This window comes from Tenacibaculum insulae (assembly GCF_964512435.1).
Lineage (GTDB): Bacteria > Bacteroidota > Bacteroidia > Flavobacteriales > Flavobacteriaceae > Polaribacter > Polaribacter insulae_A.
This window is the reverse complement of sequence record NZ_OZ208512.1, coordinates 668,219-681,027: the sequence shown is the minus strand read 5'-3', so window position 1 is coordinate 681,027 and position 12,809 is coordinate 668,219. Positions and strand designations below refer to the sequence as shown.

General features: G+C 31.6%; 12 protein-coding genes and 3 tRNA genes. All 15 read left to right on the top strand.

All coding sequences use genetic code 11. From position 1 onward, the window contains the following. Nucleotides 1–67 precede the first annotated feature (67 nt). The 15 genes from ACN5J5_RS03105 (at nucleotide 68) to ACN5J5_RS03035 (ending at nucleotide 12,809) form a co-directional block, all read left to right on the top strand. Nucleotides 68–1,129 (top strand): anhydro-N-acetylmuramic acid kinase, encoded by a 1,062-nt coding sequence (locus ACN5J5_RS03105; protein WP_418645865.1) that lies wholly within the window; start codon nucleotides 68–70, stop codon nucleotides 1,127–1,129. 190 nt (nucleotides 1,130–1,319) lie between these two features. Beyond that, on the top strand, nucleotides 1,320–2,552 hold the full coding sequence (locus tag ACN5J5_RS03100) for a Glu/Leu/Phe/Val dehydrogenase dimerization domain-containing protein (protein WP_418645864.1): 1,233 nt from the start codon (nucleotides 1,320–1,322) through the stop codon (nucleotides 2,550–2,552). A gap of 16 nt (nucleotides 2,553–2,568) precedes the next feature. Further along, nucleotides 2,569–3,963, top strand: a complete 1,395-nt coding sequence (gene nhaD / locus ACN5J5_RS03095; RefSeq protein WP_418645863.1) for a sodium:proton antiporter NhaD — start codon at nucleotides 2,569–2,571, stop codon at nucleotides 3,961–3,963. A gap of 140 nt (nucleotides 3,964–4,103) precedes the next feature. After that, nucleotides 4,104–4,784 (top strand): MotA/TolQ/ExbB proton channel family protein, encoded by a 681-nt coding sequence (locus tag ACN5J5_RS03090; protein WP_418645862.1) that lies wholly within the window; start codon nucleotides 4,104–4,106, stop codon nucleotides 4,782–4,784. A 28-nt stretch (nucleotides 4,785–4,812) separates the two neighbouring features. Then, nucleotides 4,813–5,205 carry an ExbD/TolR family protein gene (locus ACN5J5_RS03085; protein ID WP_418645861.1) on the top strand — a complete coding sequence of 131 codons (393 nt, stop codon included), beginning with the start codon at nucleotides 4,813–4,815 and terminating at the stop codon, nucleotides 5,203–5,205. Nucleotides 5,206–5,207: 2 nt separating this feature from the next. After that, nucleotides 5,208–6,038, top strand: a complete 831-nt coding sequence (locus tag ACN5J5_RS03080; RefSeq protein WP_418645860.1) for an energy transducer TonB — start codon at nucleotides 5,208–5,210, stop codon at nucleotides 6,036–6,038. Nucleotides 6,039–6,098: 60 nt separating this feature from the next. Then, nucleotides 6,099–7,307, top strand: a complete 1,209-nt coding sequence (locus ACN5J5_RS03075) for a bifunctional folylpolyglutamate synthase/dihydrofolate synthase (RefSeq protein WP_418645859.1) — start codon at nucleotides 6,099–6,101, stop codon at nucleotides 7,305–7,307. A gap of 61 nt (nucleotides 7,308–7,368) precedes the next feature. After that, nucleotides 7,369–7,443, top strand: a tRNA-Val gene (locus ACN5J5_RS03070). A 39-nt stretch (nucleotides 7,444–7,482) separates the two neighbouring features. After that, nucleotides 7,483–7,557 (top strand) — tRNA-Val (locus ACN5J5_RS03065). A 38-nt stretch (nucleotides 7,558–7,595) separates the two neighbouring features. Beyond that, nucleotides 7,596–7,673 (top strand) — tRNA-Val (locus ACN5J5_RS03060). A 111-nt stretch (nucleotides 7,674–7,784) separates the two neighbouring features. Beyond that, nucleotides 7,785–9,068 carry a nucleotide sugar dehydrogenase gene (locus ACN5J5_RS03055; protein ID WP_418645858.1) on the top strand — a complete coding sequence of 428 codons (1,284 nt, stop codon included), beginning with the start codon at nucleotides 7,785–7,787 and terminating at the stop codon, nucleotides 9,066–9,068. Further along, nucleotides 9,068–10,006, top strand: a complete 939-nt coding sequence (locus ACN5J5_RS03050; RefSeq protein ID WP_418645857.1) for a Gfo/Idh/MocA family protein — start codon at nucleotides 9,068–9,070, stop codon at nucleotides 10,004–10,006. The genes ACN5J5_RS03055 and ACN5J5_RS03050 overlap by 1 nt, the downstream gene beginning before the upstream one ends. 28 nt (nucleotides 10,007–10,034) lie before the next feature. Then, the gene (locus ACN5J5_RS03045) at nucleotides 10,035–10,466 is read left to right on the top strand and encodes an adenylyltransferase/cytidyltransferase family protein (protein WP_418645856.1); all 432 of its coding nucleotides are present in this window, start codon (nucleotides 10,035–10,037) and stop codon (nucleotides 10,464–10,466) included. A gap of 1 nt (nucleotide 10,467) precedes the next feature. Further along, a complete protein-coding gene (locus ACN5J5_RS03040) occupies nucleotides 10,468–11,793 on the top strand; it encodes a UDP-glucose dehydrogenase family protein (RefSeq protein ID WP_418645855.1) in 1,326 nt (441 codons plus the stop codon). Next, nucleotides 11,793–12,809, top strand: a complete 1,017-nt coding sequence (locus tag ACN5J5_RS03035) for an NAD-dependent epimerase (protein WP_418645854.1) — start codon at nucleotides 11,793–11,795, stop codon at nucleotides 12,807–12,809. The genes ACN5J5_RS03040 and ACN5J5_RS03035 overlap by 1 nt, the downstream gene beginning before the upstream one ends.

The following is a 12,809-nucleotide window of genomic DNA, read 5'->3' as shown; positions in this document are numbered from 1 at the left end:
AAAAATGAGCTCAAAGATATCGTTTTCGTAGCATATTTTCAATAGGCTTTTATTATTTTTACAGACTATGAATAACGACTTTTATTATATAATAGGATTGATGTCTGGTACTTCATTAGACGGAATAGATTTAGTGTATGTTCAGTTTGATAAAAGCGAACCTAAAAATTTTAAAATATTAGTTGCTGATACCATTCCGTATTCTAAAACATGGAAAAGTAAATTACAAAAAGCAATTGATTTTAATGTAGATGATTTAGCAATTTTAGATATAAAATATGGCGAGTTATTAGGTGAAAAAATCAATTTGTTTATCAAAAAAAACACTATTAATAAGATTGATTTTATAGCTTCTCACGGACATACGATTTTGCATCAACCGGATGAAGGAGTAACTCTTCAAATTGGTAGTGGAAAAATATTATCTGAAATTACCAATAAAAAAATAGTGTGCGATTTTAGAACGCAAGATGTTCAATTAGGTGGACAGGGCGCTCCGTTGGTTCCTATTGGTGATGAACTGTTGTTTGCTAATTATGATTTTTGTGTAAATCTTGGTGGTTTTGCTAATGTTTCGTTTAAAGAAAATGAAAACAGAATTGCTTTTGATATTTGTCCAGTAAACATCGTGTTGAATCATTATGTACAAAAACTCGGATTTGAATATGATGATAAAGGAAAAATAGCATCCAAAGGAAAAACAAATAAAGAATTATTAAAAAAATTAAATGCGTTGGGTTTTTATGATAAAAAACCACCTAAATCTTTAGGATTAGAATGGGTGCAATCAACTATTTTTCCTTTAATTGATGATTTAGAAAAAGACATTCCCACCATTTTAAGAACTTTTATTGAGCATGCTGCAATTCAAATAGGAAAGATTGTTTTAAAAAACGAATCGGTTTTAATAACAGGAGGCGGTGTTTTTAATTCTTTTTTAATTAGCAGAATTGAATTTTATTCAGAAATAAAAATAAAAATTCAGTCAAACGAACTTATTAATTATAAAGAAGCTTTGATTTTTGCTTTTTTAGGATTGTTACGTGTTGAAAATCAGGTAAATTGTTTAAGGAGTGTTACTGGCGCAAGAAAAAATCATTCTTCAGGGGTGATTTTTTCATTACAATAATTTAAATCAAAAAATTTGACCTATTATTTTTTTTATGGTAAGTTTGTGACTGCCTGTTTTTAACAGGAAAAAACAACAACTAAAAACTTTTAAAATGAGACAACTTTAACTTCTTTTTAAGAATATATGTATAGAGAATTTACTAAGAATTATAACTAAAATTAAAGTTGAAAATTTACTAAAAGATATTATGAAAGATTTACTTAAAATATACGAAGAAAAAGATCCTGAAATTGTTTTTCATTGGAAAGATCAGGAAACAGATGCAGAAGGATGGACAGTAATAAACTCGTTAAGAGGTGGTGCTGCCGGTGGAGGAACAAGAATGCGTAAAGGATTAAACAAGAACGAGGTTTTATCTTTAGCAAAAACAATGGAAGTGAAATTTACGGTATCTGGACCGGCAATTGGAGGTGCAAAATCGGGAATTAACTTTGATCCGAATGACCCACGAAAAAGAGGCGTTTTAGAGCGTTGGTATAAAGCAGTTACTCCGTTATTAAAACATTACTACGGAACTGGAGGAGATTTAAATGTAGATGCAGATAAAGATGTAATTCCGATTACAGAAAGCTGTGGAGTTTGGCATCCGCAAGAGGGTATTTTTAATGGGCACTTTAAACCTACCGAAGCTGATAAAATTAACAGAATCGGACAATTACGTCAAGGAGTAATTAAGGTAATTGAAGATCAGCAATTTTCGCCAGATTTATCTAAAAAATATACTGTTGCCGATATGTTAACAGGATATGGTGTTGCCGAAGCGGTTAAACATTACTATAATATTTATGGGGGAAATGTAAAAGGAAAAAGAGCCATTGTTCAAGGTTTTGGAAATGTAGGTTCTGCAGCGGCTTATTATTTAACGCAATTAGGCGCAAAAGTTGTTGGTATTATTGATAGAGACGGAGGAGTTATTAACGAAAACGGATTTTCTATGGATGAAATGACAGCTTTGTTTTTAGCAAAAGACGGTAACAAATTGGTTGCTGACGATATGATTCCTTTTGATGAAATTAATGCTAAAATTTGGAGCTTACCAGCAGAAATATTTGTACCAGCAGCAGCCTCAAGATTAGTTTCTCAAGATCAAGTACAACAAATGATTGATACTGGTTTGGAAGTTATTTCTCCAGGAGCAAATGTTCCTTTTGCAGATAAAGAAATTTTCTTTGGACCTATTATGGAATATACAGATAAACATTTAAGTTTATTGCCAGATTTTATTTCTAACTGTGGTATTGCTAGAGTTTTTGCTTATTTAATGGAAGCAAAAGTAGCTTTACCGATGGAAGATAAAGCAATATTTGACGATACATCTAATATTATTAAAAAAGCATTACAAAGAACATTTGTAAAAAGTGCATCGAAAACAAAAATTTGTTCAACCGCATTTGAAATCGCATTAAAAGAATTAATATAAAAATTAAATTTAAACCATGGAAATAGCTATTATTTTAATATTTGTAATGGGGTACTTAGGTATTACTCTAGAGCATAATGTAAAACTTGATAAATTAATACCTGCATTAGTAATGATGGCTCTTTGTTGGGCTTTGGTAGCTTTAGGAGTAGATAGCTTTTCTAATTGGTTTGATTCATCAAAGCATGCTTTGGTAGAAGGTTTTGGAGCTTTAGCACACGAAGATAAATTACATTTAGTTGAAGAGACGTTATTGCACCATTTAGGTAAAACAGCCGAAATATTAGTGTTCCTTTTAGGAGCAATGACAATTGTTGAAATTATTGATTATTTTGATGGATTTTCAACAATAAAAGGATATGTAAAAACAAAAAGCAAGAAAAAAATCTTGTGGATGTTTGGTGTGTTGGCTTTTATCTTATCAGCAATTATAGATAATCTTACAGCTACGATTGTATTAATCTCAATTTTACAAAAAATAGTAAAAAGAAGAGAAGATAGAATTTGGTTTGCAGGTTTAATCATTATCGCCGCAAATGCAGGTGGGGCTTGGTCTCCAATTGGTGATGTAACAACAACAATGTTGTGGATTGGTAAAAAAGTAAGTACGCCAATGTTAGTAGCATATTTATTTGTTCCTTCATTATTATGTATGATTGTACCAACTTTTATAGCTTCTTTTTTACCTGCTTTTAAAGGTGATATTGAATCTGAAGATGCTAAAGAAGAAACAACACCTAATCCATATAGTGCAAGAATGTTGTATTTAGGTTTAGGAGCTATTGTATTTGTGCCTTTCTTTAAAACAGTAACTCATTTACCTCCTTATGTAGGTATGATGCTGTCGTTAGCAGTTGTTGCTACTTTTGCAGAAATTTATAGTAGAACAAAATTTTCGTTAACAAGTGTTGATAGAGACGAATCTGATAATCATGCGCAACATAGTCCTGTACATGCCTCTTTATCTAAAATAGAAATGCCTAGTATTTTATTTTTCTTAGGAATTTTAATGGCAGTAGCCGCTTTAGAATCGTTAGGTGTTTTATTTAATTTTGCTGATGGATTAAAAGAAAGTATTCCTTTAATGGGAACTGAATTAGCAGGAACTCACGTATCTGATTTAGTTGTAATTTTATTAGGAATAGGATCTGCAGTGATAGATAATGTGCCTTTAGTAGCTGCATCTTTGGGAATGTTTTCAGAACCGTTAGATAATCCGTTATGGCATTTTATTGCGTTTTCTGCTGGTACAGGAGGATCAATGTTAATTATTGGCTCTGCAGCAGGAGTTGTAGCAATGGGTATGGAAAAAATAGATTTCTTTTGGTATTTAAAAAAGATATCATGGTTAGCATTTGTTGGCTTTTTAGTAGGTTCACTTGCTTTTGTAATTATGAGAGGAATTATTTAAAATTATACAGTTTTAATTAAAAATCATTTTGAGTAAACGGAGTATTTTAATAAGTACTTTAGCTTATTCAAGATGATTTTTTTTTAAACAATTAAAAAAGAAAAGGTACGTTAGTATTAAGTAACTTAAAAAATAAGTTGATGTTATTATTTATTCAAGAAAATTTAGAAGAAGCTATATCAGAAGAAAAAACATTGTCTATAATTCAGTTAATTAAAGATGGTGGTTTAGGAGGGCAAATTATCATTGCAATTTTATTTGTGCTGTTAGCTGTAGCATTATATATTTATTTTGAACGTTTTTTTGCTATCAAAGAAGCATCAAAAGTAGATAAGAATTTTATGAATCAAATTAGAGATCATATTATTGGAGGGAAGTTAGAAAGTGCCAAAGCGTTGTGTACAAATACCAATTCTCCTACAGCAAGATTAATAGGAAAAGGAATTTCGAGAATAGGAAAACCATTAGATGATATTAATAAAGCGATTGAAAATGCAGGAAGGTTAGAGGTATATCAACTAGAAAGAAACGTTTCGGTGGTTGCAACTATTGCAGGTGCAGCACCTATGATTGGTTTTTTAGGAACTGTAATAGGTATGATAGTTGCCATACATGAAATAGCAAACTCTGGCGGTCAAATAGATATTAAATTATTATCTGACGGATTATATACCGCAATGACAACTACGGTTGCAGGATTAATTGTGGGGATTATAGCTTACATTGCATACAATCATTTAGTAGTTCGTACCGATAAAGTTGTGTATCAAATGGAAGCAAAATCAGTAGAGTTTTTAGATTTACTAAACGAACCTGCTTAATTTAATAGTTAACTTTTTTTGATTAAAAATGAATTTAAAAGGAAGAAATAAAGTAGATCCCAGTTTTAATATGTCGTCTATGACGGATATTGTTTTTTTGTTGCTAATATTTTTTATGCTAACATCAACATTGGTAACTGTTAGTGCTATTGATGTTTTATTGCCTAAAGCTGGCGGAAAAACAGAAAACAGTAAATCTGTAGCTGTTACCATAACAGAAACTTCTTCTTTTTATATTGATAAAACAAAAGTTAGCGCGGTTGATTTAGAGCAAAAAATACTGGCAAAAGTAGGTGGCAATAAAAAGAAAACGGTAGTGATAAGAGGTGATCAGAATGTGCCTTATAAAAATGTGATGAAAGTTATTGATATTGCCAATAGAAATAAATTAAAAATGATTTTAGCTGTAAAGGGTAAATAAAAATGCAAGTTTTAAATACCGAACATAAACGTAAATCAGCAATTATTACCGCTGTTATTCTGATGATTTTAATCTTCGGAATATTTAATGTTGGAATGAAATATCTTGACCCACCAATTGAATATGGATTGGCAATTAATTTTGGTAATTCAGAAATTGGTAGTGGTGAACCTGTTGAAAAAACAAAAAAAGCAACTGCAAATAAAGAAGAAGTAACAGAAGAAATAGTTGAAGAAGAGGTGGTAGAAACTCCACAAGAAGTAATTAAAGAAGAAATAATTACTGATGATACTGCCACGAATGTTCCTGTTGTAGAAAAATCAAAAGAAGAAAAAAAAGAAGAAAAAGAAACCCCTAAAAAAGTGACTCCAAAAGAGAAGCCAAAACCTAAACCATCAAAAGAAGCTACGAATGCTTTAAATAGTTTGTTAAACGGAACTTCAAATAACGGAGCAACAAAAGGAGAAGGAGATGATGCGAAATCTGGAGTAAAAGGAAATGAAAATGGAGATCCGAATTCAGATAAATATTATGGAAATTCAGGAAGTGGTTCAGGAGGAAATTATAATTTAACAGGAAGAAAAGCATTATTAAAACCGATAAAAAAACCAGATTGCGAAGAAGAGGGTACGGTAGTGGTTAGTATTGAAGTTAATCAAAAAGGAGAAGTGGTTAAAGTGCAAGCTGGTGGTTTAAAAGGAAGTACTAGTTCGGCACCTTGTTTAGAAAAGGCAGCAAAAGAAGCCGCTTTTAAAACTAAATGGAATGCCGATGAAAATGCACCGACAAAACAAAGAGGAACAATTATCTACAAGTTTTCTCTGTCACAATAAAAAATACAAATTTTAATAAATTTCGTCTCAAATAGAGTCGGTAAGTTGTAAAAAGTAAAGATGACATATCAAGAAACCTTAGATTGGATGTTTAGGCAATTGCCGATGTATCAACGAGAAGGTAAAGCTGCGTTTAAAAAAGATTTAACCAATATTTTGGCTTTAAGTAAAATGTTAGGAAATCCTGAAAAAAAGTTTAAAACAATTCATGTAGGCGGTACTAACGGAAAAGGATCTACGAGTCATATGATCGCTTCAGTTTTACAAGAAGCAGGTTATAAAGTAGGTTTATATACTTCACCGCACCTTAAAAATTTTACAGAGCGCATACGTGTAAATGGCGAAGAAATTAGAAGAGAAAAAATAATTGATTTTGTTGTTGATAATAAAGCGTTTTTAGAAAAGCAACAAGTATCATTTTTTGAAATGACAGTTGGTATGGCTTTTACCGAGTTTGCAAACCAAAAAGTTGATATAGCAATAATTGAAGTTGGCTTAGGAGGGCGACTAGACTCTACAAACATTATTACACCCGAAGTTTCGGTAATAACAAATATAGGACTAGATCATACGCAGTTTTTAGGAGAAACCTTACCTGAAATAGCTTTTGAAAAAGCAGGAATTATAAAAGAGAAGACCCCTGTTGTTATTGGAGAAAAACAAGAAGAGGTTACTGCTGTTTTTTTCGCTAAAGCGGATAAATGCAATACTACAATTGTATTTGCATCCGAAGAAAAAGATGCTTATAAAACAGATTTACTAGGTAGTTACCAGCAAAAAAATATAAAAACAGCTGTAAAAGCAATTCAGCAATTAAAAGGATTTTCTGTTTTAGAGGAAAACATTAAAAACGGATTGTTAAATGTTGTAAAGAACACGAATTTAAAAGGGCGCTGGCAAATTTTACAAGAAAAACCTAAAGTAATTTGTGATACCGCACATAATAAAGAAGGGTTAATTTATACTTTAAATCAGTTAAAAAAAGAAGAATATAAAAAATTGCATATCGTTTTAGGAGTGGTTTCAGATAAAAATTTGGAAGATATTTTGCCAATGTTTCCTAAAAAAGCGGTGTATTATTTCTGTAAACCAGATATACCAAGAGGTTTGTCTGAAAAAATATTAAAAGCACAAGCAGAAAAAATCGATTTAAAAGGAAATGCGTTCGGTTCTGTAAATCAAGCTTTTGAGGAGGTTAAGATAAAAGCAAGCAAAGAAGATGTTGTTTATGTAGGAGGAAGTACATTTGTTGTTGCAGAAATTTTATAAAATTATAGTAAAATAGTGTTGTTTTTTTCTAAAACAATATTATATTTGCACCCGCAATTGAGGGCAATTAGCTCAGTTGGTTCAGAGCACCTCGTTTACACCGAGGGGGTCGGGGGTTCGAATCCCTCATTGCCCACAATATTCCAAACCGAAAAAAGGAATTAAAAAAAATATCGGGCAATTAGCTCAGTTGGTTCAGAGCACCTCGTTTACACCGAGGGGGTCGGGGGTTCGAATCCCTCATTGCCCACAATATTCCAATCCGAAAAAGGAATTAAAAAAAATATCGGGCAATTAGCTCAGTTGGTTCAGAGCACCTCGTTTACACCGAGGGGGTCGGGGGTTCGAATCCCTCATTGCCCACCAAAAAGTCTTGTCAAAATTTGATGAGACTTTTTTATTTTACAATATTTTGTTAGTAATGTTTTTTGTACTTTCGTAGGCTATTTACAAGGTATTTTATTAGTGTTAATGAAGATGAGTACACCAAAGATTGCAATTATAGGATTAGGTTATGTAGGGCTTCCGCTAGCTAGGTTATTTGCAGAAAAATATTCGGTTGTTGGTTTTGATATAAAAAATCAAAGAGTAGCGGAGTTAAAATCTGGCGATGATGTAACGTTAGAGGTAGAGAATAACTTATTAAAGTCGGTTTTGGTAGCTAATTCTTCAGAAAAAAAAGGGCTATTTATTACCAATGATGTTAACGATATAAAAGATTGTAATTATTATATTGTAACAGTTCCTACCTCTGTGGATAAAAACAATCAACCAATTTTAATTCCGTTATTAAGCGCTAGTAAAACGATAGGGCAAGTTTTAGAAAAAGACGATATCGTTATTTACGAATCAACAGTATATCCAGGAGCTACAGAAGAGGATTGCGTGCCAGTTTTAGAAAAAGAATCAGGATTAAAATTGAATAAAGATTTTTACGTTGGTTATTCGCCAGAAAGGATAAGTCCTGGAGATAAAATCCGTACAGTAGAAAATATTTTAAAAGTTACTTCGGGATCTACTGAAGAAACTGCCCAAAAAGTTGATGATTTGTATCAGTCAGTTATTAAGGCTGGAACTCATAAAGCAACTTCTATTAAGGTTGCAGAAGCATCAAAAATTATAGAAAACTGTCAGAGAGATATTAATATTGCTTTTGTAAATGAGTTAGCTAAGATTTTTAATCTGATGAACATTAATACGAATGATGTTTTAGAAGCTGCGGCAACAAAGTGGAACTTTTTACCTTTTAAACCAGGTTTAGTTGGAGGGCATTGCATTGGAGTTGATCCGTTTTATTTAGCGCAAAAAGCACAACAATTTGGGTATTATCCTGAGATAATTTTATCAGGAAGAAGGTTAAATGATAGTATGGGAAGTCATGTGGCATCAGAAGTTGTAAAGTTGATGATTTCAGAAGATGTTAAAGTTAAAAAGGCTGAGATTTTAATTTTAGGAATTACCTTTAAAGAAAATTGCCCAGATATTAGAAATACAAAAGTGATTGATGTGTATCATGCTTTAAAAAGTTATGGAGTAAATATTGATGTTTACGATCCGTGGGCTAAAAAAGAAGAAGTTTTAAAAGAGTATAATTTAGAGTTGAATACTAAACTTTACGAAAAAGAATATGATGCTGTTGTTTTAGCGGTATCGCACAATGAATTTAAGGAGATTGATTTATTGAGGTTGAAAAAAGAAAACGGAGTGGTATATGATGTGAAGAATTTTTTACCTCAAAATCTAATAGATAAAACATTATAATGAAAAATTTCGCATTAATTGGTGCTGCTGGTTATATAGCACCACGTCATTTAAAGGCAATAAAAGATACTAATAATAATTTAATTGCTGCGCTAGATAAATTTGATAGTGTAGGGGTGATGGATAGTTATTTTCCGAATGCAGATTTTTTTGTAGAGTTTGAAAGGTTTGATCGTCACATTGAAAAAATTAAACGTCAACAAAATATACAGTTAGATTATGTGAGTATTTGCACACCAAACTACTTGCATGATTCTCATATAAGAATGGCGTTGCGAAGAGGAGCAGATGCTATTTGCGAAAAACCTTTAGTATTAAACCCTTGGAATGTTGACGCATTACAAGCAATAGAAAAAGAATCAGGAAATCGTATTAACACGATCCTTCAATTGCGTTTGCATCCAGGTATTATTGCATTGAAAAAGAAAGTAGCTTCTGAAAATAAAAAAGGAAAATACGATATTGATTTAACTTATATTACTTCTCGTGGTAACTGGTATGATGTTTCATGGAAAGGAGACGAGAGTAAGTCAGGAGGAATCGCAACAAATATAGGGGTGCATTTTTACGATATGCTTTCTTGGGTTTTTGGAGATGTGCAAGAAAATCATGTGCATTTAAGAGAAAAAGATAAATCGGCAGGGTATTTAGAGTTTAAAAACGCTAGAGTTCGTTGGTTTTTATCGATAGATGAAAAATCATTACCTGAACAAGTTCAGAAAAAAGGGCAAAGAACTTATCGATCTATCACAGTAGATGGGGAAGAAATTGAGTTTAGTGGAGGTTTTACTGAATTGCATACCGAAAGTTATAGAGGAATTTTAAAAAATGAAGGCTTTGGTTTGATAGATGCAAAACAATCTATCGAAATAGTGCATGATATTAGAAATTCGGAATTAGTTAATTACGGAGATAAACATTTGTTTTTAAATAGATAAAAGTATATTTGCAAAAAAGAAATAAAAAATGAAAATAGGAATAACTTTTAGTGCATTCGATTTGTTTCATGCAGGACATGTTAAAATGTTAGAAGATGCAAAAGATCAGTGTGATTATCTTATTTGCGGCTTGCAAACAGATCCTACTATTGATAGACCTGAAAAAAATAGACCAATACAATCTGTTGTAGAACGATATATTCAGTTAAAAGGATGTAAGTATGTAGATGAGATTGTACCTTATGCAACTGAGCAAGATTTAGAAGATGTATTACAGTCATTTAAGATTGATGTACGTATTTTGGGAGACGAGTATGCTGATAAAAATTTTACAGGAAGATCTTATTGTGAAGAGAAAGGAATAGAATTGTTTTACAATAAAAGAGAGCATCGATTTTCTAGTAGCGGCTTGCGAAAAGAAGTGGCAGAAAAAGAAGAATTGAAAAATTCAAAGGTGTAAAATGAATATAGCTATTGTTGGATCTGGTTATGTAGGGTTGGTCTCAGGGACTTGCTTTTCAGAAATGGGAAATAAAGTAACTTGTGTAGATGTTGATCAAGATAAAATTGATAAATTACATAAGGGAATTATACCTATATATGAACCAGGTTTAGAAAAGTTGGTTTTAAAAAATATAGCGAATAAAAGCCTGTTATTTACAACTGATTTAGCAGAAGCAATAAAAGATGCTGAAATAGTTTTTATAGCGGTAGGAACTCCAATGGGTGATGATGGTTCTGCGGATTTACAGTATGTTTTAGCGGTAGCCAAAGAAATTGGTGCTAAAATGACTAAGCGATTAGTAGTTGTAGATAAATCAACAGTTCCTGTAGGTACCGCCGATAAGGTAAAAGAGACAATTAAACAAGAGCTTGATAATAGAAAACTTAATATAGAATTCGATGTAGTTTCAAACCCGGAATTTTTAAAAGAGGGAGATGCTATTAATGATTTTATGAAACCCGATAGGGTTGTAATCGGAGCAGATTCGGAATATGCTTTTAATAGTCTAAAACAATTATATAGTCCATTTACAATGTCTCATGATCGTTTTGTAGCGATGGATATCCGTTCAGCAGAAATGACAAAATATGCAGCAAATGCAATGTTAGCAACTAAAATTTCATTTATGAATGAAATAGCAAATATTTGTGAAAGAGTAGGTGCTGACGTTAATAATGTGAGGGTCGGAATTGGTTCAGATAGCAGAATAGGATATAGTTTTATTTATCCAGGAGCTGGTTATGGAGGTTCTTGTTTTCCGAAAGACGTAAAAGCGTTAAAGAAAATAGCCGAAGAAAATGGGTATGAGGCCAAATTAATCACATCTGTAGAAGAAGTAAATGATCGTCAAAAATTTGTAATAGCAAATAAAATCACTAAAAGATTTGGTGAAGATTTATCAGGAATGACTTTTGGTTTATGGGGATTGGCATTTAAACCTGGGACTGATGATATGCGTGAGGCGCCTGCTATTTATGTAGTAAAAGAGTTAGTAAAGCGAGGCGCTAAAGTTAAAGCATATGATCCTAAGGCAATGGAAGAGTCTCAGCATTTTTATTTGAAAAATGTAGAAGGAATTTCGTATGGAGAATCAAAATATGATGTGTTAAAAGATGCTGATGCTTTAATTATGTTAACTGAGTGGAAAGAATTCCGTTCACCGGATTTTTCAGAAATAAAGAAACAATTAAGTATTCCTGTAATTTTTGATGGAAGAAATCAGTATAATATTTTTGATTTAGAAGGACAAGGATTTGAATATTATCAAATAGGAAAAAACTAATGAAAGTTTTAGTAACTGGAGCAGCGGGATTTATTGGGTTTCACTTATCTAAAAGATTATTGGGTAAAGGTCATACGGTAATTGGAATAGATAATATTAACGATTATTATGATGTTAATCTTAAATATGCAAGATTAAAAGAATTAGGAGTTGAGAGGGAAAGTGCTGAAGATTTCTATAAAGAAGTAGTTAGTGATACTAATAGTAATTTAAAATTTATTAGACTTAATTTAGAAGATAAAAAAGAATTATCACAATTATTTGAAAAAGAACAGTTTGATGTTGTTTGTAATTTAGCTGCGCAAGCGGGTGTTCGTTATAGTATTGAAAATCCGGATGCATATATACATAGTAATATTGTAGGTTTTTTAAATGTCTTAGAATGCTGTAGAGATAGTAAAATAAAACACTTGGTGTATGCAAGTAGTTCTAGTGTTTACGGAGCAAATAAAAAAATTCCTTTTGAAACTTCTGATAATGTAAATAATCCCGTAAGTTTGTACGCTGTTACTAAAAAAAGTAATGAATTAATGGCTCATGCATATAGTCATTTATATAAAATGCCAACAACCGGTTTGCGGTTTTTTACAGTGTATGGGCCTTGGGGAAGACCTGATATGGCGCCGATGTTATTTTCGGAAGCTATTTTTAAGGGTAAACCTATAAAAGTATTTAATTACGGAAAAATGCAACGTGATTTTACGTATATAGATGACATTGTTGGAGGTGTTGAAAGAATAATTAGTAAGTCGATAGAAAAAAGAGATTTATATAAAATATATAATATCGGAAATAATAATTCTGTTAATTTATTAGATTTTATAAAAGAAATAGAAAAAAATATTGGAAAAGAAGCCGAAAAGGAAATGTTACCAATGCAACCTGGTGATGTAGAAAAGACTTGGGCCAATGTTGATGAATTAGTAAAAGATTATAACTATAGACCTTCAATGCCATTAAATGAGGGTATTAGAAGTTTTATTGATTGGTATAAAATGTATAAAATTAAAAAATAA